General features: G+C 58.8%; 26 protein-coding genes. 16 read left to right on the top strand and 10 right to left on the bottom strand.

Annotated elements, in window-relative coordinates; all coding sequences use genetic code 11:
- The first annotated feature begins 3 nt into the window (after window positions 1-3).
- The gene (locus tag ABIE63_RS10030; RefSeq protein ID WP_354504335.1) at window positions 4-915 is read left to right on the top strand and encodes a hypothetical protein; all 912 of its coding nucleotides are present in this window, start codon (window positions 4-6) and stop codon (window positions 913-915) included.
- Between the two features lie 16 nt (window positions 916-931).
- Here ABIE63_RS10030 and ABIE63_RS10025 read toward each other — a convergent pair whose 3' ends face one another.
- The 5 genes from ABIE63_RS10025 to ABIE63_RS10005 form a co-directional block, all read right to left on the bottom strand.
- The gene (locus tag ABIE63_RS10025; RefSeq protein ID WP_354504333.1) at window positions 932-2,146 is read right to left on the bottom strand and encodes an aminotransferase class I/II-fold pyridoxal phosphate-dependent enzyme; all 1,215 of its coding nucleotides are present in this window, start codon (window positions 2,144-2,146) and stop codon (window positions 932-934) included.
- A gap of 2 nt (window positions 2,147-2,148) precedes the next feature.
- Entirely contained in the window at window positions 2,149-2,394 is a 246-nt protein-coding gene (locus ABIE63_RS10020) for an acyl carrier protein (RefSeq protein ID WP_183417404.1), read from the bottom strand.
- A 64-nt stretch (window positions 2,395-2,458) separates the two neighbouring features.
- Window positions 2,459-3,409, bottom strand: a complete 951-nt coding sequence (locus tag ABIE63_RS10015; protein WP_354504330.1) for an SDR family NAD(P)-dependent oxidoreductase — start codon at window positions 3,407-3,409, stop codon at window positions 2,459-2,461.
- 36 nt (window positions 3,410-3,445) lie between these two features.
- The gene (locus tag ABIE63_RS10010) at window positions 3,446-5,221 is read right to left on the bottom strand and encodes a fatty acyl-AMP ligase (protein ID WP_183417402.1); all 1,776 of its coding nucleotides are present in this window, start codon (window positions 5,219-5,221) and stop codon (window positions 3,446-3,448) included.
- A gap of 389 nt (window positions 5,222-5,610) precedes the next feature.
- On the bottom strand, window positions 5,611-6,312 hold the full coding sequence (locus ABIE63_RS10005; RefSeq protein ID WP_354504328.1) for an SDR family NAD(P)-dependent oxidoreductase: 702 nt from the start codon (window positions 6,310-6,312) through the stop codon (window positions 5,611-5,613).
- Window positions 6,313-6,460: 148 nt separating this feature from the next.
- On the opposite strand from ABIE63_RS10005, the gene ABIE63_RS10000 reads away from it, so the two are divergent.
- On the top strand, window positions 6,461-6,928 hold the full coding sequence (locus ABIE63_RS10000; protein ID WP_354504325.1) for a flavodoxin family protein: 468 nt from the start codon (window positions 6,461-6,463) through the stop codon (window positions 6,926-6,928).
- 6 nt (window positions 6,929-6,934) lie between these two features.
- On the opposite strand, the gene ABIE63_RS09995 is transcribed toward ABIE63_RS10000, so the two are convergent.
- The 4 genes from ABIE63_RS09995 to ABIE63_RS09980 all read right to left on the bottom strand — a co-directional run bounded on the left by ABIE63_RS09995 (window position 6,935) and on the right by ABIE63_RS09980 (window position 10,856).
- Window positions 6,935-8,374 (bottom strand): aminotransferase, encoded by a 1,440-nt coding sequence (locus ABIE63_RS09995; protein WP_183417399.1) that lies wholly within the window; start codon window positions 8,372-8,374, stop codon window positions 6,935-6,937.
- 108 nt (window positions 8,375-8,482) lie between these two features.
- Window positions 8,483-10,006 (bottom strand): PLP-dependent aminotransferase family protein, encoded by a 1,524-nt coding sequence (locus ABIE63_RS09990; RefSeq protein ID WP_354504323.1) that lies wholly within the window; start codon window positions 10,004-10,006, stop codon window positions 8,483-8,485.
- A gap of 92 nt (window positions 10,007-10,098) precedes the next feature.
- Window positions 10,099-10,503, bottom strand: coding sequence for a cytochrome c (locus tag ABIE63_RS09985; RefSeq protein WP_183417397.1), 405 nt, complete (start codon window positions 10,501-10,503; stop codon window positions 10,099-10,101).
- Window positions 10,504-10,601: 98 nt separating this feature from the next.
- Window positions 10,602-10,856 carry a DUF1674 domain-containing protein gene (locus tag ABIE63_RS09980; protein WP_354504321.1) on the bottom strand — a complete coding sequence of 85 codons (255 nt, stop codon included), beginning with the start codon at window positions 10,854-10,856 and terminating at the stop codon, window positions 10,602-10,604.
- 112 nt (window positions 10,857-10,968) lie between these two features.
- Between ABIE63_RS09980 and htpX the strand changes: the two genes are divergently transcribed.
- Window positions 10,969-11,850, top strand: coding sequence for a zinc metalloprotease HtpX (gene htpX, locus ABIE63_RS09975; protein ID WP_354504319.1), 882 nt, complete (start codon window positions 10,969-10,971; stop codon window positions 11,848-11,850).
- A gap of 21 nt (window positions 11,851-11,871) precedes the next feature.
- On the opposite strand, the gene ABIE63_RS09970 is transcribed toward htpX, so the two are convergent.
- Window positions 11,872-12,543 carry a glutathione S-transferase family protein gene (locus tag ABIE63_RS09970; RefSeq protein WP_183417394.1) on the bottom strand — a complete coding sequence of 224 codons (672 nt, stop codon included), beginning with the start codon at window positions 12,541-12,543 and terminating at the stop codon, window positions 11,872-11,874.
- A 220-nt stretch (window positions 12,544-12,763) separates the two neighbouring features.
- On the opposite strand from ABIE63_RS09970, the gene murJ reads away from it, so the two are divergent.
- The 13 genes from murJ (at window position 12,764) to ABIE63_RS09905 (ending at window position 23,486) form a co-directional block, all read left to right on the top strand.
- On the top strand, window positions 12,764-14,314 hold the full coding sequence (gene murJ, locus ABIE63_RS09965) for a murein biosynthesis integral membrane protein MurJ (RefSeq protein WP_354504316.1): 1,551 nt from the start codon (window positions 12,764-12,766) through the stop codon (window positions 14,312-14,314).
- 105 nt (window positions 14,315-14,419) lie between these two features.
- Window positions 14,420-15,448: a tryptophan--tRNA ligase gene (trpS, locus tag ABIE63_RS09960; RefSeq protein ID WP_354504314.1), complete on the top strand. Its 1,029-nt coding sequence runs from the start codon at window positions 14,420-14,422 to the stop codon at window positions 15,446-15,448.
- Between the two features lie 161 nt (window positions 15,449-15,609).
- A complete protein-coding gene (locus tag ABIE63_RS09955) occupies window positions 15,610-16,524 on the top strand; it encodes a sulfite exporter TauE/SafE family protein (RefSeq protein ID WP_354504313.1) in 915 nt (304 codons plus the stop codon).
- On the top strand, window positions 16,521-17,276 hold the full coding sequence (locus ABIE63_RS09950; RefSeq protein ID WP_354504311.1) for a TIGR02186 family protein: 756 nt from the start codon (window positions 16,521-16,523) through the stop codon (window positions 17,274-17,276). Before ABIE63_RS09955 ends, ABIE63_RS09950 begins: the two co-directional genes overlap by 4 nt.
- Window positions 17,277-17,344: 68 nt before the next feature.
- Window positions 17,345-17,860: a universal stress protein gene (locus ABIE63_RS09945; RefSeq protein ID WP_183417389.1), complete on the top strand. Its 516-nt coding sequence runs from the start codon at window positions 17,345-17,347 to the stop codon at window positions 17,858-17,860.
- A 152-nt stretch (window positions 17,861-18,012) separates the two neighbouring features.
- Window positions 18,013-18,573 (top strand): NifU family protein, encoded by a 561-nt coding sequence (locus ABIE63_RS09940; RefSeq protein ID WP_183417388.1) that lies wholly within the window; start codon window positions 18,013-18,015, stop codon window positions 18,571-18,573.
- 112 nt (window positions 18,574-18,685) lie between these two features.
- Window positions 18,686-19,276, top strand: coding sequence for a malonic semialdehyde reductase (locus tag ABIE63_RS09935; protein ID WP_354504309.1), 591 nt, complete (start codon window positions 18,686-18,688; stop codon window positions 19,274-19,276).
- 43 nt (window positions 19,277-19,319) lie between these two features.
- Window positions 19,320-20,024: a tRNA (adenosine(37)-N6)-threonylcarbamoyltransferase complex dimerization subunit type 1 TsaB gene (gene tsaB / locus ABIE63_RS09930; RefSeq protein ID WP_354504307.1), complete on the top strand. Its 705-nt coding sequence runs from the start codon at window positions 19,320-19,322 to the stop codon at window positions 20,022-20,024.
- Entirely contained in the window at window positions 20,021-20,503 is a 483-nt protein-coding gene (locus ABIE63_RS09925) for a GNAT family N-acetyltransferase (RefSeq protein ID WP_183417385.1), read from the top strand. Before tsaB ends, ABIE63_RS09925 begins: the two co-directional genes overlap by 4 nt.
- A gap of 159 nt (window positions 20,504-20,662) precedes the next feature.
- Complete coding sequence (locus tag ABIE63_RS09920) at window positions 20,663-21,073, top strand: MucR family transcriptional regulator (protein WP_183417384.1); 411 nt, start codon at window positions 20,663-20,665, stop codon at window positions 21,071-21,073.
- 191 nt (window positions 21,074-21,264) lie between these two features.
- A complete protein-coding gene (locus ABIE63_RS09915; RefSeq protein WP_183417383.1) occupies window positions 21,265-21,681 on the top strand; it encodes a Fur family transcriptional regulator in 417 nt (138 codons plus the stop codon).
- Between the two features lie 122 nt (window positions 21,682-21,803).
- Complete coding sequence (locus ABIE63_RS09910) at window positions 21,804-22,622, top strand: GNAT family N-acyltransferase (protein WP_354504305.1); 819 nt, start codon at window positions 21,804-21,806, stop codon at window positions 22,620-22,622.
- A 6-nt stretch (window positions 22,623-22,628) separates the two neighbouring features.
- A complete protein-coding gene (locus ABIE63_RS09905; protein WP_354504304.1) occupies window positions 22,629-23,486 on the top strand; it encodes a lysophospholipid acyltransferase family protein in 858 nt (285 codons plus the stop codon).
- Window positions 23,487-23,629: the final 143 nt, after the last annotated feature.

The raw sequence follows: 23,629 nt of genomic DNA, 5'->3' as shown, positions 1-23,629 counted from the left end.
GCGATGCCCCACGGTGAAGCTCGTACCAACCTCTTAAGGCCAATTCTGGAGCGCGAAGCCGAGGCTCCGGATTCTGAGGCCTTGCGGCTTCTTGTCGAGAAGGCCCGTAGCCGCCACCCCGGGGCCATGGCCGTGCTTTTCTACGGTAGCTGCCTGCGCGACGGAATCACCGAGGACCGCATGGCGGACCTTTATGTGGTCGTGCGGAGTTACCGTGAGGCTCACCGCAACCCCGTTTCAGCTCTTTTCAATGCCCTGCTGCCGCCTAATGTCTACTATCTGGAGGCAGGCAATGCCGCGCAAACGTTTCGCGCCAAGTACGCCGTCGTTTCGATGAATCAGCTTCACAGCCGCGTCAAGGGCAGCGCTTTGCATCCCTATTTCTGGGCGCGCTTTTCCCAACCGACCGCCATCGCCTGGCACGACAGCGACGACACGAGGGATACCTGTCTGAAGATTTTTGAGCGCGCGCAACAGACCATGTTGGCGGCCGCGCTGCCGACGGTTCTCGCAGAAACCAGCGACCAGATTTGGCTCCACGCGCTGAAGCAAACCTATGCGACGGAGCTACGGGCCGAGAATGCACTGCGGGGCGCCGATATTCTTGCAACCGACCCAGAGCGCTACCGACTGACCGGGGAACTGTTTCTCAAGTCGGTCGAAGGCTCGTGGCGCAAGCCAGTATGGTTCGGCAGAAGCCTCTGGTGGATGCGCCGCGCCATTGGCAAGCCGCTGTCTGTCCTGCGCCTTATGAAAGCAGCCTTCACCTTTGCCGGCGGCGCGACCTATCTGGCCTGGAAGGTAGAGCGGCATTCCGGCGTGCGGATACCGCTCACGGAATGGCAGAAGCGCCACCCGATCCTGGCCGGGATACCGCTTGCCATAAAACTCTACCGTCAGGGCGCTTTACGCTGATTGGCAACCCTGCCAATTACGAAGCCGTGGCGGCCATCTCTTCATCGCTGAACACTTCCGACCGGGTCCGCACGAAGGCGTCGATAGCCTCGTCGATCTGCCGGGCTTCATGGGCAGAAGAGACACTGCACCGCATCAAACAAACGCCCTTGGGCGTGCCGGGAGGCACGGCCAGGTTCACATAAATTCCGTTCTCTAGCAGGCGGTTCCAGAAAGCCACCGCCGTCGCTTCGTCGGGCATGCGGACCGCGACAATCGGGCTCAACTCCGAGATGACCTCGAAACCCGCGTCCTTCAAACCGTGGAAAAGGTGCCGCGCGTTTTCCCAGATTCTTGTCCTCAGGCTCGGATCCTTGCGCATGCAATCCAGTGCCGCATGAACCGAGGCAATGGAAGCCGGCGACGGCGAAGCCGTGAACATGTATGGACGGCTGGCAAAACGCAATACATCGAACATCGGATGATCCGACGCCCCAAATCCGCCGATCGCGCCAAGGCTCTTGGAGAAGGTTCCCGCGACGAAATCGACATCCTTTTCGACGCCGTAGTGTTCGGCAGCGCCACGGCCGTGGTCACCATACATGCCAAACGAATGGGCTTCGTCCACCAGCAGCCAGCCACCGTGCTTTTTCTTGACCTCGACGAATTCCTTCAAGGGAGCCGTGTCACCGAGCATCGAATAAAGTCCTTCCGTGACCACAAGCTTGCAGCCTTCGAAGTCGGCAAAGCGTGACATGCGCTTGTCGAGGTCTTCCGTGTCATTGTGGCGGAAGCGGATCAGCGTTGCACCGCTGAGCTTGCAACCGTCATAGATGCTGGCGTGAGAATCGGCATCAAGAAAGATCACATCCTTGGGTCCGGCGAGGCCGACGATGACACCGAAATTCGCCTGATATCCGGTGCTGAACACGATGGCCGACTTGCGATTCAGGTATTCGGCAATGGATTTCTCCAACGCCTCGTGCTCCGCATAACTGCCGTTGGCGATGCGCGAACCGGTGGTTCCGGTGCCATGGCTCTTCAGCATCTCGGTTGCTGCGGCAATGCAATCCTCGTTGAAGGTCAACCCAAGATAGTTGTTGGTGCCCAATAGGATGGTCCGGCGGCCGTCAACTTTGGCTTCGGTAGCCGAGTAGATATCCTCCAGACAGACCCCAAAAGGATTCTTGCCTCCTGAAGTCGCAGCCTGGAAACGCTCCAGCAGCGGTGCGTATTTATCGAAGATATCCATGATTATTTTCCCCCCGCCATACGGTCCTCAACCACAGCCACAAGGTCGGAAACCGTTTCCACCTCGCCGACCATGTTCATCGGAATATCGATCTCGAAGCGATCCTCGATCTCCATAACGAGATCCATAGCCGTCACGCTGTCGAGATTCAGGTCTTCATTTAGCTTCGTTCCTGGCGCGATGTCGCGCCCATCCGGATTGAACTCCGTCAGAATCTCCAGAATGATGCCAAAAATTTTCTTATCCAACGTTCGATCCATCCTGTTTAAAAAGCCAAGCCCCCAGATGGGTACACCTGGCCAAATTCATCCCTTAACGTTCTTCGACCCGCTGTTTCAACAGGCCCTGATCCTTGTACCAACGCCGGGCTTGCGCCAAGCCGTCCCGCAAGCCCACTGCAGGGCGCCAATCCAGTCCATCAAGCGAGGCTGGCGTGCTCACCCACTCTGGTTGCGCCATCTCGCACAGTTTGCCCGGAGAAAGAATCTCCGCCTGGCGGCGCAACTTCGCGAGGGCTTGCGCGACAACCGCCACCGGTCCAATCAACCAACCGGGCACCGGCAGAAAACGAACGCGGCGTCCAGCGGCGGCACCTGCGGCCTGGGCAAACTCCTCCCAGCTATATCCGCCCTTACGCCCGTCATCGCATTCAATCGGCGTCGCATCCCTGCGGTCCGATTCCAACACCAACGCTGCCAGCAGCTTCGCCAGATCAGTAACATAGATCACTGAAAAGCGCTGATCACGCGGCACGGGTAAGGCCAGAAAACCTCTTTCCGCCTGCCTGAAGAACGGCAGCGTCGCCGTGTCACCGGGACCGTAAACAGCCGGGGGACGGACGATACTGACATTCAGCGCGCTTTCACTGGCCCTCTGTTCACCCGCCCGCTTGCTGGCGGCATAAGGTGACACCTCGGGGCGGCGCGCCGCCAGCGACGACACAAGGACCAATCGCTTCACGGCCGCGTTGGTCGCTGCCGTCACAACGGCCTGCGTCCCCTCCGCATTGACCTTTTGAAACTCCGCATTGCTTAGAGCTTTAACCAGTCCGGCACAGTGAACCACACCATCCACCCCAGATAGGAAAGGAATCAATGCATCACTGCTGGAGATATCACCGGCCACGACGCTAAGATTCTCAAACTCCGCTAGCATTTCCGGCTTTCGGGCCAGTGCCCTCACCGCAACACCCTGACTCAGCAGCTCCGCCACAACCGCCCGGCCAACAAATCCCGTTGCTCCGGTAACAGCGATCACGGTCATGGGCTATCTCCCATGTCCGTCTTCCCTCCGGTCCGGTCAGCTAGCCAGCGCGGTCCGCTTCGCAGAACCGCCGGCGTCCTCGTCATCTCGGTTGAGAACGGCGATCTGCCCGCTAAGTAGTTTGGTCAGCGTGCCCGCGCGGCTGAGCTTGCCCGATGACGTTCGGACCAGACTGCGGGGCGTCGTAATAACGACCTCGCTTTTCAGCCCGGCGGCCTGATAGACCGTGCTATGGATCTGCTTCTCCAAGAGCGCAATCTCTTCGGCGGCCTTAACCCGCGCCTCAACCACCACCACAACGTTCTCGGAACCATCGCGTGACGGCATCGAGACAGCTGCCACGCCGCTACCCTTGACGCCTTCCAACTGCTCGACAGCCCACTCGATATCCTGCGGCCAGATGTTGCGGCCATTCTGGATAATCAAATCCTTGCCGCGGCCCGAGATCACAAGCTCTCCGTCGAGTAGATAACCGAGATCGCCGGTATCCAACCAACCATCATCGCCCAGGACTTCGGCAGACGCTTCCGCCTCGCCGAAGTAACCGGCCATGACGCTTGGACCCTTGGCGAAAACACGCCCTATCTCGCCTTCCACACAACGCGTTCCATCGTCGGCACGAACCTCGAGCTCGTGGCCAGGCATGGGCTTTCCGCAAATCGCGAACTCCCGGTGCAAGCCGGAATAATTGGCGTCTCGCTGGTCTGGAGCCAGCTCCGAGCGGCGATGGGTTCGTACGCCGCGGCCAAGGCCAGAAAAAGTGACAGCCAGAGTCGATTCCGCCAACCCATAGGATGGCAAGAAAGCCTTCTCGTCAAACCCGAAAGGCGCAAAGACCTCGGCGAACTTGGCCAGCACCGCCGGCCGGATCATTTCACCGCCGATACCGGCGATCCGCCAATGCGACAGGTCCGCTTCCTCGATACCGCGTCGCTCCATTTTGCGCACGCAGAGATCATACCCGAATGTCGGGCTGAAGGAGATAGTGCCACGGCGTTCCGACATGAGCGTAAGCCACACCAGTGGCCGCCGCGCGAAGCTGGAGGCCGAGAGGTAATCGAGCGAAAGCTGCGTCAGCATCGGCGTGATGCAGAAGCCGACCAACCCCATATCGTGGTAAAGCGGCAACCAGGAAACGGCATGGTCTCCGTCACGCACCTGAAGCGCATGACCGCCAATTCCACGCGCATTGCTGGTGACACTGAGCTGTGTCCCCAATACGCCCTTGGGAAAGGCCGTGCTGCCGGAAGAATATTGAATGTAGCAGGGGTCATCCTTGCCGAACGGTGCCAAGCTACCTTTCTTGCGGCTGAGCGCATAGAAATCCTCAGGCGGGCCGGCGAAGGGAATCTCGAGCATGCTCGCGGCCTCGCGAACCTGGGCAATCCAGTCGTCCGATGCCACGACACCGCGCACACCGGCGGCCTTCATCATGTTGCGTAGGCTGACAATGTAAGCGTCATGGGCGCCAAGATGGACATTCATCGGCAGGGGAACGGGAATGACGCCGGCGTACTGACAGCCAAAGAAAAACACCGGAAAATCCGGTGTGGTCTCGGCGACGATCGCCAACCGGTCACCGTGTCTGAAGCCGTTGGCATTGAGGCGCAGCGCCAAGTCCACGGCACGGTCACGCAGTTCACGGTAGCTGAGGATGCCCGTCAGACGACCCAGCGAGTCGAAGAAGCTGATGCCCTTCGCGCCCTGAGCCGCGTAGTCGAGGCCTTCCCACAAGGTTTCGAAATCTGCAAGCCGAAGCGGCAAACCATCCGAATCGCGCATCAAAGGAGTCATTGAGTTGCTCGAGTCCATCTTTGAAAGCCGTCACCTATATTGTTTGCGACGAGCGGCATTACTTATTCTGGCTAATTCCCACCAAGTCTTACGGCCGCCGGGTTCAAGTCATCCCGCTAGCCGGCGCTGCCATTTCCGTGGTTAACCGCAATTACCGGGGTTTGATCCGCGAACAACGAACGCACCCCCAAGTCACCGGATCAACAGGCACTTAAAGAGTCGCATGCGGCATGCCTCATATCAACAAGGCTACGTTCAGTTTTTGTTACAGACTGTATCAATCCGCCAAAGCATGTCTCGGATTGTTTCGGCTTTCATTTGGATCAATGCATCGCCTGCCAATCCGCGCAGCGCCCCAAGGGAACGCCCAGGGGAACGCCCAGGGGAACGCCCCAAGGAACGGCCCATTAGAAACGCTCAAGCCAGGGTCGCAGGGCGATTTCGTTGGCCCACGCACTTCGATCCTGCTTCAAGGTCTGCCAGTAGGTGAGCGCAATTGCATGTGGATCAAGCAAACTATCGGGCTTATCGGCCGGGTTCTCTCGTCCTGGATTTCGAATTGCGCCGTCGATGACGAAATGGGCGACGTGAATACCTTGCGGTTGCACTTCCCGCGCCAGGCTTTCGGCCAGGCCGCGAAGGGCGAACTTTCCCATGGCGAACGGCGCGGACTGCGGATAACCCTTCACACTGGCCGATGCCCCGGTGAACAGAATCGCTCCCTGGCCTTGCGGCAGCATGCGCCGCACGGCTTGCTGCGATACCAGAAAGCCGCCATAGGCTGTGATCTTCAATGCGGCTAAAACCGCATCGGCGTCCAACTCGGCAATCGGACCTCGCTGCCGGGCGCTAGGATTGTAGACCACAACGTCGGGAGCGCCGCCCGGTGTGTTGTCCAGCGCCTCGAAGAGAGCGTTCACCGACGACGCGTCAGAGGCATCGCAAGCGTAGGCCGTGGCGCCGATCTCGTCGCAAAGCGCGGTCAGCTTACTGGTATTCCGGGCAGCAAGAGAAAGCCGCAGTCCCTTGTCACGGAACAGACGCGCAAGTGAGGCCGACAGCCCCTCTCCCGCACCAATGATCAAAGCGTGATGGTATTCTGGAATCATGACAGGGGTCCTAGATGATCTGTTGAAGAGGTGGCTCTCACGAACGACCCTAGCGCAGCCTTCCCCTACCCGAAAAGTCTTCTCGCCATAGGCGACCCGTCAATTCTTAGTTAGGCTGCCCCTTCGACTCGAGCAGAAAAGGCTGGATATGGCGACGAAGAAACTACTGGTAGTTGCTCATGCACCATCACCGAATACGCAGCGCCTGCGCGACGCAGTGCTGGCCGGAGCGCGTCATCCTGATATCGAGGGGGTCGACGTTGCCTGCCTGGCACCCTTGGATGCGGGGCCCGAGGATGTGCTCAAAGCAAATGCCATCATACTGGGAACCACGGAGAACCTTGGTTACATGAGCGGCGCGATGAAGGATTTCTTTGATCGCAGCTATTATCCCTGCCTCGAAAAGACCCAAGGGTTACCCTATGCCCTTTTCATCCGCGCCGGACACGACGGCACCGGCACAAGGCGTGCGATCGAAAGTATCACAACAGGCCTGCGCTGGCGGCAGATAAGAGAACCCCTGCTTTGCCGCGGCGCTTACCAGGAGAGTTTCCAGACCGACTGCGAAGAGTTGGGAATGCTGGTGGCGGCGGGCCTGGAAGCCGGAATCTTCTAATCGACATTAGTCCCGAGGCGCGTGCCACAGCCCTTCGCGTTCCAGGTCGACCATCGTGTCCTCGATCCCCGCACGCAAGATTCCCACCATCGTGTCGATCTGCCGTTCGCGAATGACCAGCGGCGGCGACATCACGCACATATTGTAGACCGGTCGAACGATCAGACCCTTCTCCTGGCAGTGCGCATCAATCCTTCCCCCCACCTCGGAATCGAGCTTTAGGGGGTTCTTGGCCTTGCGGTCGGCGACACAATCCACGCAGCCGACCAACCCCGCACCACGCACGTCACCCACCAGCGCCAAGGCATCGAGTTCGGCGAGTTTATCCTGGAAGTAGGGCGTGATATCGCGCACATGCTCCAGAATTCCCTCCTTCTCGATGACGTCCATGTTGGCCATGGCCGCCGCGCAGGAAACCGGGTGCCCGGAATAGGTATAGCCGTTGGAATAGACCGCGCCCTTGGCGTCGCTGCCACTGACCTCGGCCATCACCTTCTGGGAAACCGCCATGCCGCCCAACGGCACGTAACCCGAAGTAATACCCTTGGCGAAGGTAATGATGTCCGGAGTGATGCCGAACACCTCCTCGGACGCAAACCAGTGCCCAAGGCGCCCAAACGCCGTTACCACCTCGTCGGCGATGTAGAGAATTTCGTGCTTGCGGCAGAGTTCGAGCGTGCGCTTGTGATAGCCCTCCGGCGGCACCACTACGCCGCCGGAAGCCAGGATCGGTTCGGCTATAAAGGCAGCAATCTTATCTGCGCCCTTCTCCAGAATCGTGGATTCCATCTCCGCAATCAGGAAGTCGCAAAACTGCGCTTCGGTCATCCCATCCGGCCGCCGGTAAACCAGCGGAGATGAAAGGTGATGCACGAGGTTACCGGCAAAATCGAGAAAAACCTTGTCACGTTCCTTGCCAGAGCACGACGCCGATAGATAGGTGCTTCCGTGATAGGCCGATTGCCGCGATAGGATTAGCTTCTTTTCCGGACGGCCCAGGTAATTGTTGTAGAACTGCACGAAACGCAGAGCAGAATCGACCGCCGTAGAACCGCCGGTCGTAAAGAAGATATGATTCAGGTCTCCCGGCGTCTTGTCAGCAATTCGCGCCGCCAGTTCGGCTGCCGGACCGGAGGTCGTGTACCAGGGTGAATTGTAGGCGAGCTGCATGGCCTGATTGGCCATGGCTTCGGCAATCTCGCGGCAACCGTAGCCGACCTGAACGCACCACATGCCCGCCGGCGCGTCGATCAGCTTGTTCCCTTCCGAATCATACAGGTAGATGTTCTCGGCCCGGTCGAGCACCGTGCGCGCGGATTGTCCCAGATGCTCCAGGGACTCCCACGGTTGCAAAAGGTGCCGCTTCGCAAGCGCCTCGATCTCATCGCCTGGCGCGGGTCCATTGTCTCCCGATCCGGGTTCCCGCGTCCAAACGCCCTTCGTCATGATCTGCTCCTCTTTTCCCGCAAAAGCGGGTCCTCAACCTCCTGGTATCCTGTCACAGAAGCCTTGTCCGGTCCAGCTTTAATTGATCAATCGTTCAGCCAATATAAGTTATGATCGCAGCGACTCCCTCAAGGATTTAGCCAAGCGATCGCAGGCTCCTGCCATAGTTTCTTCCGGAACGGCCGCATAACCCATTAGCAAACCTTGCCGGGCAGGAGCCTCGAGATAATACCGGCTAAGCGCGTCGACGGAGATTCCCGCTCGCGCAGCGGCGGCAACTGCTTGCTGATCATTCATGCGCCCGGTCAAGGCTGCACCAAGCCCGGCCACTAAATGCAAACCGGCCTCATCCGGTTTGATCTCCAGAAGGTCCGCCAATCGCTCCCCGGCGATCCGCAGCAAGGCCGCCTGCCGCTCACCGTAGAGCTTACGCATGCGCCGCAGGTGGGTCGCGAAGTGCCCCTCGCCTATGAACGCCGCCAGCGCCGGCTGCGTTATGGCGGAAGAGTGATCGTCGAGCGCATGGCGCGCGGCCACGAAGCGCTCGGCGAGATCGGCGGGCACGACGAGATAGCCCAGCCGCAGCGAAGGGAAGAGAGTTTTGGAAAAGCTACCGATGTAGAGCACCCGCCCAGCGCCCCCGCGCTGCGGGCTATCCAAAGATTGCAGTGCCGCCAGCGGCCGTCCTGCATAACGGTACTCACTGTCGTAGTCGTCCTCAATGATCCACGCCGTGTTCTGTCGCGCCCAGTCCAGAAGCTCCAGCCTGCGCGACAACGACATAACAACCGATAAAGGGTAGTGGTGGGACGGCGAAACCACCGCCATCCGCGCCTTGGGCGCACGCAGGCGGCCCGCCGCGACCGACAGACCCTCGGCATCGACGGCAACCGGACGGCCGACTGCGGCGGCGGCAGTCAAAGGCCCGCGCAAACCCGGATACCCAGGATCCTCGATCCAAACTTCGTCGCCTGGCGAAAGCAAGAGCTGAGCCGCCAGCGCCAAGGCCTGTTGTGCGCCCGTCGTGATGATGATTTGCTCCGCCGTGCAGTCAAGGTTGCGCGCCCGAATTAGATGCGCTGCCAGCGCTTCGCGCAGCGCGGGAAGCCCTGCGGGATGACCATGCATGAAAAGCGACGGCGGCGGGCGGCGCCAAGTACGCGTAAGAAGCTTACTCCAAAGATCAAAAGGGAAATGCTCAGGATCGGCCAAGCCGGGCAAAAAGGCGCGGTGGCGCGCCTGAGCAACCGCCGCGAGCGGGCGGCTGGCCGCCAGGACCGCTCCGCGCGGTGAAAGGGACCGCGGCGCCACCGCCTTCCGGGCATTGTTCGATGGCTGCGGCCGCGCGACCAGCAACTCTTCCGGCAAGATCTTCGAGACGAAACTGCCCGCGCCGACTTGACGGTCGAGGTATCCCTCCGCATGGAGTTGATCGAATGCCGTGACCACCGTGTTGCGCGAACAGGCCAATTCTTCGGCCAGTGCGCGGCTGGACGGCAGGCGGCTGCCGGGCGGCAAGCGCCCTTCTAATACAGCCTCCCGCAGCGCAAGATAAAGACGCTGATAAACGGGGCCGTCGTATCGACCAAGGTCGAACTGTAGTATTGGCGCCGCATTGACGCGCTTGGCCATCGATCCAACCCTCGCAAAATGGACCTGCTATAGGACCATATTTACGCCGATGGACCAATCCATTCGCTTACCCGCTCTGGTTTGAATTTGCGTCAGCCTTCGGGCCGCTCCAACCCGTTTGCCTTTCGCCGGGCACGGATTTCCTCGGGCCAAGTGGATTTGATGTAGTCCAAGATTGCCCATATCTCGTCGTCGCTCAGCTTATCGCCAAATCCGATCATGTCGGACTTGTAGCCGGACACCAGTGCCTCGATCCCCAGCTTGGTGATCTCAAAATTCTGCTGATCGCTATGGTGCCAAGTATGCCCGGAGACGTCATGCGGCGGTGCCGGGAGCTTGCCGTCCGGCTTCCGTTGTTTCCAGTTCGGCTGACCTTCCAGATTGCTTCCGTGACATGATGCACAATTCTGTTGGTAAAGCGTGGCGCCATCGCTCGCGGCAAAGGCACTTGTGCTGGTCAAAAGAACGGGGATAGCCGCCAAGAAAAGATTTCTCATGTGCAGAGGATTGTATCGACTTCGCACTTTGGTCAATGGTCAAAATGGCGCAGGATTTGGGTTCCGGCTTGGGCTTGGGAAAGCGCTAAAGCAACAGGTCAGAAGTCGTAGCAAATACCCTTCTTTTCCCAATCGCCGTAACGAGTTGGCTCCGGACCTTCGGGGCCCTGACGCTCGACAGGGCGTTCTTGTGCGGCGGCGTCTTGCTTCCGGCGGCGCGCTTCGGCCTCTTGTTTTGCACGCTCCGCCGCCTCAGCAATGCGGCGTTGACGCTGGTCGCGTGGCAGAGGACTCGACCCGACGGTCGCTGCCCTGCGGCCTTGCGGTTGATGAACTTTGTACGACTCGGTCATGACGCAAATATGGCGATTCCGGAGGCTTTCGCCAAGTCTTGAAGCAACCCGCGTTCTACCCAATCTCTAGGCTCTGTTTTTACTGTGTCAACCGCTAGGTGGTCTAAATTCGATGAGGTTGTTTCGCACGGGTATGCTGCTTGCGGCACTGACCGCAATTTTCATGCTGGCCGGTTTTCTGATCGGCGGCCAGGGCGGCATGATCATCGCTCTGTTGGTCGCCGCTGCAACCAATTTCTTCGCCTACTGGAACGCCGACAAAGTTGTGCTCCGGATGTACAAGGCGCGCGAGGTGACAGCCGCTGAATCACCGGCGCTCCATGCCATTGTCTCCCAGTTAGCCGCCAACGCGGGCTTGCCGATGCCCAAGGTTTATATCATCGACAACCCGCAGCCCAATGCCTTTGCCACCGGGCGCAATCCGCAGAATGCGGCCGTGGCGGCCACCACGGGCTTGCTCAATACGCTCAATCAGGAGGAAGTGGCCGGCGTCATGGCGCACGAACTGGCGCATGTCAAAAACCGCGACACCCTCACCATGACCCTGACGGCCACGGTGGCGGGCGCCATCTCCATGCTGGCCAACATGGGTTTGTGGTTTGGCGCATTCGGAGGCGGAAACCGTAACAACCCGCTGGGTATCGTCGGCGTCTTGCTGATGGCGTTCTTGGCGCCCATAGCCGCCATGCTCGTGCAGATGGCCATTTCGCGCACCCGCGAGTATGAAGCCGACCGCATCGGCGCGGAGATTTGCGGCCGGCCTCTATGGCTGGCCAGCGCATTGGAGAAGATGCAGGTGAGCGCCAGCCGAATCGACAACGTGACCGCAGAGCGCAATCCGGCAAGCGCCTCGCTGTTCATCATCAATCCGCTACACGCCCAGAAGGTCGATAGTCTGTTTTCCACCCATCCAAACACGGCAAACCGCATCACCAAGCTACGGGAGATGGCCGCGGGAATGGGTCAAGGGCAGACCCGCAGCCCCTGGCGCTGAGCATTTCTTCAAATGGAGAGGCTAAAAATCCAGATCGGCATAATGGGCGGGCGGTAACAGCCCGGGAATGCGGTCGGCCAGCAGCGGCTGCACGCTTGGCCGCGATTTGACGCGTGCATACCAGTCCTTGGCCGCCTCATGTTTCTCCCAAGGCACATCGCCCAGATAATCCAGGCAGGAAAGTTGCGAGGCCGCGGCGACATCGGCGAGGCTGAAGTGGTCCCCTGCCAGCCATTTCCGCCGCTCCGACAACCAGGCAATATAGTCCAAATGATAGTGTATGTTCGCGTGACCCGCGCGGATGGCCGCCGCTTCCGGCGCGCCCAGCCTCAGGAAGCGCTTCATCACCTTTTCCTCGACCAGGTTGTCCGTCACTTCCTGGCGAAACTTGACGTCAAACCACTGCGCCACGCGGCGCACTTCGGCCCGGTCCAGAGGGTCGCTGCCGCCAAGAAGAGACGGCTCCGGGAAGGCCTCCTCCAAATACTCCGTGATGACGTTTTGCCCGGGAAGGGAAATGCCGTTCTCTTCAATCAGAACCGGTAATTCGCCGGAGGGCGAGAGGCGCAGGAATTCTTCCCGTCGTTCCCAAAGCTTCTCGACCTTCATCTGAAAGTCGAGGCCCTTTTCCTTCAACAGGATACGGATTTTGCGGCTGCCTGAATCAAGCCAGAGGTGATAGAGCGTTCGCATGGGTCCAGACTATAACGTTCGGCGGCAGGACAGCCTATCGCCAGGGGGTTCGAACGTGTGACATTCGTCCACTGGTTTGCGTCAGCCGACCGCAAAGGTCAAGAGACCTGCCGGGCAAGCTGTTCATTGGCTTGAAATTGCCTCGGTTTCATGAATGTCTGCGGCCGCCCTAAAGCCACAGCTTCCTAATTCTGCCGCAATGCTCTAGATACTGCGGGTCATGGCGTTGGTGCGTTCCTTGGCGACGGTGGGGGGCTGGACGGCGGCGAGTCGCTTCCTGGGCTTTCTACGCGACGTTTTGCTGGCTGGTGTCCTGGGCGACGGCCCGGTCGCCGACGCCTTTTTTGTCGCCTTCAAGTTACCGAACTTCTTTCGCAGGCTCTTTGCCGAGGGCGCCTTCAACGCCGCGTTCGTACCGCTTTTCTCCCGCCGCCTGGAACAAGAGGGCGAAACCAGCGCCAAGGCCTTTGCCGAGGACAGCCTGTCCGCGCTGCTGATTTTGCTGCTGGCGGTGACGGTTCCCGCACTGATCTTCATGCCCGGATTGGTGACTGTGATCGCTCCGGGATTCCTGGACGACGCCGACAAATTCGAACAGACCGTGACACTGTCGCGGATCACTTTTTTCTATCTCCTGTTCATGAGTCTCGCCGCGCTGATCGGCGGGATACTAAACTCGCTGTATCGATTTACGGCCGCGGCCGCCGCGCCGGTCCTGTTAAACCTCTGTTTCCTGGTTACGCTGACCGGCGTTCTTCCTTTCCTAAGCCCTGAACAGACGGGACCCGCCCTTGCCTATACCGTGACCCTGGCAGGGCTTGCGCAGTTTCTGATGGTCTATGTGGTGGCCGCCAAGCACGGCATGGCGCTGCGCCTGCCGCGGCCACGTTTGACGCCCGGCGTCAAACGGCTCTTTAGCTTGATGGGACCGGGAATCCTCTCCGGTGGTGCGGTACAGATCAACATCATGGTCGGCACGATTGTTGCCTCACTGCAAGCCGGCGCCGTGTCCTGGCTCTACTACGCAGACCGGGTGTACCAGTTGCCGCTGGGGTTGATCGGCGTGGCGCTGGGCGTTGTCTTGCTGCCCGAGCTGTCGCGAAAACTGCGCGCGGGTAATAGAGACGCCGCGCTGCATTCTTTCAACCGGGGCCTGGAGATGGCGCTGCTGCTCACCCTGCCCGCCACCATTGCCTTGCTGATCGTACCTTTGCCGATCGTCGTGGCCTTGTTCGAGCGCGGCGCCTTCGACCGTCAGGCAAGCGATGCCGCCGCCGCCGCGCTTGCCGCCTATGCGAGCGGCCTTCCGGCATTCATCCTCGTCAAGCCCTTCCAGGCCGCCTTCTTTGCCCAGGAAGACACCGTAACGCCGTTGAAGATGGCGAGCGTCTCGGTGATCGCCAACATTGTGCTGTGCGTCGGTTTGTTTTTCTGGTTGGGGCATGTTGGCATCGCACTGGCGACTTCCCTGGCCGCCTGGCTGCATGTTGCCCTGTTGATCCTATCCCTCAAAGGCCGTGACTTCTTCCACCTTGATCTGCGCCTGAAGCAGCGGATGCCACGAATGATTGTCGCCAGCCTTGTCATGGGCGCGTTGCTCTACGGGCTGTCGATACCGCTCCTCCCCTGGTTGGACGACGGTATCGCCCTGCAGGCCGCATCCCTGGCGATTCTCGTTGCCTGCGGCATGATTTCCTATTTTGGGCTGGCGCTGGCGACCGGTGCGTTTTCGGCGAGGGATTTTAAGGTTTTGTTCCGGCGTAACCCTTGACCGGAGGTTGCCCTTGGGGCGATAACCCCAGCGCCCTGAATGCAGCAAACTTAGCCCTCTTCAGACAACCTCGAACCGACAGGCATCAGGGACCAGGAAACGATAATGAACCGTATTTTTTCCGGCGTGCAGCCGACTGGCAATCTTCATCTCGGCAACTACCTGGGCGCGATTCGTAATTTCGTGACTCTTCAGGACGACTACGAAAGCATTTTTTGTGTCGTCGATATGCACGCGATTACGGTTTGGCAAAACCCCGAAGAACTGCGCCGCCATACGCGCGAAGTGACCGCGGCTTATCTGGCCGCCGGGATCGACCCGACGCAGAGCATCATCTTCAACCAGAGCCAGGTTGCAGCACACGCGGAACTGGCTTGGATTTTCAACTGCGTCGCGCGCATCGGTTGGTTGAACCGTATGACCCAGTTCAAGGAAAAAGCCGGGAAACACAAGGAAAACGCCAGTGCGGGCCTCTATGTTTACCCAAACCTGATGGCGGCGGACATCCTGGTTTACAAAGCCACCCACGTTCCGGTCGGGGAAGACCAGAAGCAACACCTGGAACTTGCGCGCGATATTGCGCAGAAATTCAACAACGACTTCGGCCGCGATTTCTTTCCGTTAACCGAGCCTTTGATTCTGGGCAGTGCGACACGTGTCATGTCCCTGCGCGACGGTACTCGCAAGATGAGCAAGTCCGAGGCTTCGGACATGAGCCGCATCAATATGACCGACGATGCCGACGCCATTGCACAGAAGGTGCGCAAGGCGAAGACCGATACCGAAGCGATGCCTGGCCTGGAAGCCCTGGACGATAGCGGCCGCGTTTCCGAGGCGGCCCGCAAAGCCCGGCCCGAGGCTTTCAACCTGATCGGCATCTATGCGGCCCTGGCGGATCAATCGTTGCCGGACGTCCTGAGCGAATTCGCCGGACAACCGTTTTCCGGCTTCAAGAAAGCGCTCACCGACCTCGCCGTCGAAAAGCTCGGTCCGATCGGAGCAGAAATGAAGCGCCTGATGGCCAGCCCCGATCATGTGGATGCGGTTCTGCGGGACGGTGGCGAGCGCGCACGGGCGCTGGCTATGCCAATCTTGAAAGAGGTTTATGATTTAGTTGGGTTTTTGCGCCCCTAAGGCATTCTCTTTGGAAAACCTCGTAAAAACCTGGTGAATTTGGTCATGGCCCGTTGCTAGGCGCGGCGAAACGGCGTTAAGGTTTCTCAGAGATCATTGCGGGCCGCGGGGGGCGACTCGCGGGTCTCGCTAACCGCCAGCGCGGGCCCTGCCAGAAGACAATGCAGATATACCTACCCATTGCCGAGATCTCGCTGGATATCTTCCTGCTTCTTGGCCTGGGCGGGATTGTTGGTTTTTTATCCGGGTTGTTTGGCGTCGGCGGCGGGTTTCTCATGACTCCCCTGCTGCTTTTCATCGGCGTGCCGCCGGCAGTCGCCGTGGCGACGCAGGCCAATCAGGTCGTCGCTTCATCCGTCTCCGGCGTTCTGGCGCATTGGAAGCGCGGCAACGTCGATTTCAAGATGGGCATGGTCTTGCTGGTCGGCGGTTTTGCGGGCTCTACTTTGGGTGTCGCGCTGTTTAGCCTGCTCCGCCAGGTTGGTCAGATTGATCTCGTCATCAACCTCGTCTATGTCATCTTCCTGGGCACGATCGGCGGGTTGATGTTTTGGGAAAGCGTGCGTGCTCTGCTGCGCCGGCGACGCAGTCCCGGCCAACGCCGAAAGCTGCATCAACACACCTGGATTCATGGGCTGCCCTTGAAGATGCGATTCCGCAAATCGCGTCTTTACATCAGCGCGCTCCTGCCTCTGGCGGCTGGTTTCGTTGTCGGCGTGCTCGCTGCCATCATGGGCGTGGGCGGCGGTTTCGTCCTGGTCCCGGCAATGATCTACCTCCTTGGCATGCCGACGTCGGTCGTTATCGGAACCTCCCTGTTTCAGATTATCTTCGTCGCCGCCAACGTGACCTTGCTTCAGGCCACACAGAACCAGACCGTCGACATTGTAATGGCATTACTGCTATTGACCGGAAGCGTGATCGGCGCGCAGTTCGGCAGTCGTCTGGTATCGCGCATACCCGCTGACACGCTGCGCATTCTGCTTGCCGGAATGGTGCTTTTGGTGTGCGGCAAGCTCTTCGTTGATCTCTTTGCAAGGCCTTCTTCGATCTATGTGCTCGAGGTGCTGTCGTGAGGAGACAACATTTCCTGACAATCACAGCGATGCTGGCCTTGTTGATGATCGGCCCCTCCGCTTCGCGCTCGACGGCACCGTTGATTGTCGACCTCTCCAGCCACCTGGTCGCCATCACCACGGATTTCAGCGGTAGCGATACCCTGCTATTCGGCGCGGTCGAGGAAGAGGGAGATATAATCGTTGTGATCAAGGGCCCCCCAAACAACGTGGCGGTCTATCGGAAATCCAGAGTGTTGGGTGTATGGGCAAACACTGCGCGGCAGACCTTTGAGGGCGTGCCCAGCTTTCTTCACATTGCTTCCTCGGCACCGATTGAGGAAATCGCACCGCCTAGGTTGCAGGTGCGCCACCAACTAAACCTGAACGCACTGATACGCGATCTACCAACCGCCAAGGCGTCGCCCAACATCGCCGCCCAATGGAAAACCGCCTTGATCGAGGCCATGCAGAACGAGAAACTTTACCCCAAGACAGTGGGCAAGGTGCGCTTCGTCGGCGGCAAGCTATTCAGAACCAACGTCAGTTTTCCATCGACCGTCCCGACCGGAAGCTACCTGATTCAGATTTACCTGCTACGCGATGGCGAGATGATCAGCGCCCTTTCGACTCCCTTGATCGTCAGCCGGGTCGGTATGGAGGCCGACATCTATTTTCTGGCCAAGCAGCATTCGTTATTTTACGGCCTGGGCGCTATTTTGATTGCACTCTTTGCCGGATGGTTTGCCCAGGTTATCTTCCGACGCAACTAGTTGGGCGCAACAAACAAGAGCTACAAATTGCCCGGCCTTTGGGGAGGCCCTAACAAGAGGACCAAGTCATGAGCGAAACGGAACGCGATCCAGCGCTGCCGCCGCTTCCGCCAGCAACGGATCAACCGCGCATCTTCCTCGCGGTGGTCGACGAATCCGCCGAGATGAATTTAGCCCTATATTACGCTTGCCTTCGGGCACGGCGCACGGGTGGCCGGGTAGCCCTGCTACAGGTGATCGAACCCGGCGAATTCCAGCACTGGATGTCGGTCGGCAACCTGATGCGCGATGAAGCTCGGCAGGAGGCGGAAAAGCGCTTGCAGCGCTGGGCGGGAGAGGTACAGAAACTCACCAACCAAATGCCGATCCTGTACCTGCGCGACGGCAACCGCCGCGATGAACTGCTGGCCTTGCTAGACGAGGATCCCAGCATCTCGATTTTGGTTTTGGCGGCCAGCACGAGCGGCAGCGGCCCAGGGCCACTGGTCAGCGCCCTTACCGGCAAGTTCCTCAGCCGCCTCCGGGTTCCCTTGACGCTGGTTCCGGACAATCTGACCGAGGAGGAATTGGCGTCTATTACCTAGCCCGCTGTAACAGCCGCCGAGCGCGCCAAAAGACCCCAAACTCAGAAGTGTTGAAGTTGAGAACGTTTCATCCCATTTTAGGCATTCCAGCCAAGCAGTGACGCTTGACGCGGTTTTGCGCGGCCAGTTGATTTCTAGGAGTTTCCGAGACGATGTTCATCCAGACCGAACAGACCCCTAACCCAGCAACGCTGAAGTTCCTGCCCGGGCGAGCGGTCATGGTGGAAGGTACCGTTGATTTTCGCGACTTGGCTGCGGCCGAACGGTCACCCCTGGCCCAGCGCTTGTTTCAAGTCGAGGGTGTCGAGGGTGTTTTCCTGGGCGCGGATTTCATTTCTATCACCAAAGCCGATGATCGGGAGTGGTACCTGCTAAAGCCCGCTATCCTGGGAATCGTCATGGAGCACTTCACCGCGGGACGCCCAGTAATCCTAGAGACCGCCGCAGATGCCGACGCGGCTGACAGCGACGCGGGCGAAGATGATGAAGTGGTCGGACAGATCAAGGAACTGCTGAACACACGGGTCCGACCGGCTGTTGCACAGGATGGCGGCGATATCATCTTCCGCAGCTTCGAAAACGGGGTCGTTTCTTTGACCATGCAAGGCGCTTGCCAGGGTTGCCCCAGTTCTACAGCCACGCTGAAGATGGGAATTGAGAATATGCTTCGTCACTACATCCCAGAGGTGGTCGAAGTTCGCGCCGTTCCCTGAGCGCCCCCTCCCCGGCACCGGATCAAACAGCCTAATCGATTCCCAGCGTGTTAACATCGGCTCGCGGTTTGGCTTGTGATCCGATGTTCATTAACAAAGAGGGAGCCTCCACATGGCTGAAGCACTTACCGATACAGGGCTTGACCTGTTGTTCCGCAGTGCGCGGACCTACACGGCCTGGCTCGACAAGCCGGTCAGCGATGGGACGCTTCGAGATATCTATGATTTGCTCCGTTGGGGACCCACAAGCGCAAATTGCAGCCCGCTTCGAATCGTCTACATAAAGAGTTTGGAGGCCAAGGAGCGGTTGCGGCCACACCTTTCAGCGGGCAACGTGGACAAAACGATGGCGGCTCCGGCCACCGCGATTCTGGCACAGGACATGGCATTCTATGACCAGTTCCCCCGACTGTTTCCACATCGCGACCTCCGCTCCAGCTTTCTCGGCAAGGACGATCTTATTCGCGATACTGCGTTTCGAAACAGCTCGCTCCAAGGCGGGTATTTCATCTTGGCAGCACGCGCTTTGGGGCTGGATTGCGGCCCCATGTCGGGCTTCAACAACAAGACATTGGATGCAGAATTCTTTCCCAATCGCCCCTTCAAGTCGAACTTCATTTGCAACCTCGGTTATGGTGACAAAGACAAGCTGCGTCCGAGAGGCCCACGCCTGGAGTTCGACGAGGCTTGCAATGTTCTTTGACGCCTCTCCTTAGCGTTCTATCCCGCCCTTCAATGGATCATCCATGGCCGACAACCTCCGCATTCTAGCCTTTGACACTTCCGGCAACTCCTGTGCCGCGGCGGTCCTGGAGGGCGACCGGATTCTGGCGGCAGAGCAGCAGCTTATGGAACGCGGGCAAGCCGAACGCCTCGTGCCCATGATCGAGACCGTGTTGGAAACGGCAAAGCTTTCGCATGACCAGCTTGACGCTCTGGCGGTCACGACCGGCCCAGGAGCCTTTACCGGCGTACGCATCGGCCTTGCTACGGCGCGCGGCTACGGCCTTGCGCTTGGCCTGCCGCAGATCGGCGCATCCAGTCTTGAGGTGTTGGCTGCCGCCACCACGCCAGCCGAACGGCGCGACCGGGCGCTTTTGATTTTGATAGATGCCAAACGCCGGGATTTCTTCGCGCAGCTTTTCGACGAAAACCTGATACCTATGGGCAATCCCTTCTCGGCGTCCTCGGAAACGTTGGTCGCACAGCTTCCAGCCATGCCTCTATTGATCACAGGTAGTGGCTGCGACCAAGCAGAGCCCGCGCTCGACCGCCATCCCTTCGACATCCGAAGGTCAGCTGCGCCGTCCTACTGCCAGGCCGTGATCCTGGCGCGGTTGGCAGCAACCCGGTATTCGACAAACAATGGCAAGACACAACCAGCGCCGCTTTACCTGCGCTCCCCGGATGTGACGCTGCCGCCGAAAGACCCCCGGAAAACGGAAAAATGACCGCTGCAAGAGCACAAGCCGGGTTGCAGCGCCTTGACGGCCTTCACGCAGCCATCCTTTCCGACCTGCAACAGGCTGTCTTTCCGCAATCACCCTGGAGCGTGGCCGACTGTGTCAGCTTGATTTCTCACCCCGGCACCTTCGGATGGCTCCTACTCGACAACCAAACCCAACCCTGCGCGTTCTTGCTAGCGCGGCAAACGCTGAACGAAGTTGAGATTCTAACCTTCGGGGTTACGGCTGGCAGCCGCCGGTTAGGACACGGCTCAAGGCTCCTCGCGGCCTTGCTCGAAGATGCTCAACAACGAAAATTCAATACGGTCGTGCTTGAAGTTGCGGCAAGCAATGACGCGGCGATAGGACTATACAGGAAGATCGGATTTGTTCCCGTTGGAACGCGGCCACGTTACTACCGAACAGAAAACTCAAACGAAGACGCTTTGCTATTACGACTTCATATCGAAGAGGAACGTTTGTAGAATTACAGCTTGTAGTTTATTACAAAAACTACAGAAAAAAGCGCCTCTCCTCTAACTACTCCCAATTATCAAATAATATTTAAACAAAATGGTCTTGCGTATTAACAGTACGTCTCTATATATGCAGGCAATTCTATAAAACTGGGGACTGCATTCAAAATGAACGACAACGCAAAAAACACTGATATTCTGGCCCTGACCAGCAACATCGTAGCGGCCCACGTATCGAATAATTCGGTGGCGCTATCGGATTTGCCCCAAGTTATCAGGGAAGTTTATCAGACTCTTTCAGTTCTCGGCGGCGTTGCGCCGGCGCAAGAGGAAAGGCCGGCACCTGCGGTACCTGTCAAGCGCTCGATTACGCCGGATTACATCGTTTGCTTGGAAGATGGGAAGAAGCTGAAAATGCTTAAGCGCCATCTGAAAACGGCTTACAACATGTCACCCGAAGAGTACCGGGAAAAATGGGGTTTGCCGGCGGATTATCCGATGGTTGCCCCCAACTACGCCAAGCAGCGCAGTAAGCTGGCCAAGCAGATCGGTTTGGGAACACGCAATCGCCGCGGTTGACCCTGAGGTCATAAGCAAAGCGCTGCTTATAGGTATGCGGTCGCTGGCTCCTTCGGCTTGAGTTGATCACTATGGACGTGATCTGGCGGGCCGAAGACCTACTGCGCCGTTGATCGGCAGTAGGCTCGCCGCGCCCTATCGGTTATAGTGACCCAGGAAAAAAGTAGGCAATCAGGGAGTCGTCACAGCGCATGCCTTCGCGGCTAGAACGTCTTTGCGCAAAAAAGGGACTCAAGATGACCGAACAGCGGCGCATCATCGCGCGTGCGCTGTCGGAATCGGACGACCATCCGGACGTCGAGCTTCTTTATCAACGCGCCATCAAGATCGATCCGAAGATCTCTATCGCTACGGTCTATCGGACCGTGAAGCTATTCGAGGAAGCCAACATTCTCGACCGCCACGATTTTGGCGACGGTCGGGCGCGCTATGAAGAGCGGCCGGAAGAGCACCATGATCATTTGATCGATATGAATAGCGGTGAAGTCATAGAGTTCACCAACGAAGAGATTGAGAAATTGCAGGAAGCCGTCGCCCGGTCTCTGGGATACAGGCTGATCGGTCATCGGTTGGAACTTCTGGGTGTTAAGCTGAAGGATCCGAAGTGACGGACGTTGGCGTGCCGGGAATAGACATGCACCCACAGTCGCGAGCGCTTGGCGCAAGGCGGGCAAGCCGCAGGCGCGAGGTACCGGAGCGGGAAGCGGAAGCTTCGCAAAAGGACAGTTAGATGGTTGCTGTGGAAAGCAAAGGAACAAAACCCATCGACGTCAGGACTGGAGACCTGTCTATCCGTCTTGCTGAGACGCAAGAGGAGGTCGAGGCCGCCCAGGCGCTACGCTATCGTGTGTTTTGCGACGAAATGCATGCAAAACCGACGGAAGAAATGCGGCGGACGGGCCGAGAATTTGACCGATTTGACCCCTTTTGCGACCACGTGCTTGTCATGGACGCGGGACTAGGCAAGGGCGCGGAGGCCGTCGTCGGCACCTACCGGCTGATGCGGCGGGCGGGCGCGGCGCGGGCCGGCAGCTTTTACACCAGCGGCGAATACGATATCGCGCCGCTCCTCAAGTATCCGGGCGAGATCTTGGAGCTTGGACGTTCTTGCGTCGCCAAGGAGTATCGTACGGGACCAATCATGCAGATGTTGTGGCGAGGAATCGCCGAATATGTCCATTACTACGATATCGAGGTTATGTTCGGCTGTGCCAGCCTGCATGGCACCAACCCTGATGAGATGACCCAGCAGCTATCCTATCTCTATCACCATCATCTTGCGCCGCCGGCCCTGCGAACACGCGCCGTGAAGGACCGTTTTGTCGACATGAACCGTTTAGCCATAGGCGATCTGGACCGGCGCCGGGCGCTGGTTTCCCTGCCGCCCCTGATCAAAGGGTATCTCCGTCTCGGCGCTTTTGTCGGTGATGGAGCCGTGGTCGACCATGAATTCAATACCACTGACGTCTGCATTATCGTGAAAACCGATTTAGTAACAGAACGCTACTTGAAGCACTACTCGCCACGAGAAGAGACCGGCAAAGCCTGAACCCTCATGGAACGCACCCTTTTCTCGCCCTCGCTATCTTTTTTCCGGCTCTTGGTCTTCGCCTGCCTAACCTTGCCATTGATGGCGGTGCAACTCATCGCCGTGACCTTCAACCTTTCGCTGCAGCGCAACCTTCCTTTTTGGTACCACAAGCGGGTCTGCCGTCTGATCGGAATACGCATACAACGCAGAGGCCGCATCTCTCGGAGCCAGCCGACGCTCTTCGTTTGCAATCACATATCCTATTTCGACATCAACATACTTGGATCATTGGTCAAGGCCTCCTTCGTGGCCAAGGCGGAAGTCGCCCGCTGGCCCTTCTTCGGCTGGCTCGCAAAACTACAGCGTTCGGTTTTTGTCGAGCGCAAGCGAGGTCAAGCCGCCAACCATCGGGACTCCATCGGCGGTCGGCTGGAAAGCGGCGACAATCTGATTCTGTTTCCTGAAGGCACCAGTAGCGACGGCAACTGCGTTCTCCCCTTCAAGTCCGCACTTTTCGCCGTCGCCACGTTGAAACCGCGCGGCGAGCCTTTGACGGTGCAGCCCGTATCGATCGCCTACACCCATCTGGACGGTATGCCCATGGGGCGGGCGCTTCGCCCTTTTTACGCATGGTATGGCGACATGGAGCTCGGCAGTCACCTGTGGCAGGCACTGGGCCTTGGCCGAGTGACCGTCGTCGTACAGTTCCACCCGCCGGTCACGCTAGAAGCCTATGGCACACGCAAGGCCCTTGCGGATCATTGTTATCGGAAGGTAAGCGAAGGCGTTGCCAGCGCACTCGCCGGGCGCCCGCAACATCACCAGGATTTGGCGGCAGCGCCCGCGGGCGGCAGCGAAACGCCGGTGACCGAGGGCACCTGATTGAAATGCATCAGTAAAGTGGCGCCGGGGCCCGTGGAGTGCTAATCTTGTCATCAGAGTCACTTGAAAAGGAATCGGGACCAGCCTTGATCCGCAGCGCCTCGACTGCCAATAAAGCACCCCTGGAGCTTCGCCAGAGCCGA

The organism is Limibacillus sp. MBR-115, from assembly GCF_040549425.1.
Lineage (GTDB): Bacteria > Pseudomonadota > Alphaproteobacteria > Kiloniellales > CECT-8803 > Limibacillus > Limibacillus halophilus.
Note: the sequence above shows the minus strand (reverse complement) of the source record. Positions and strands in the feature narration are given on the sequence as shown.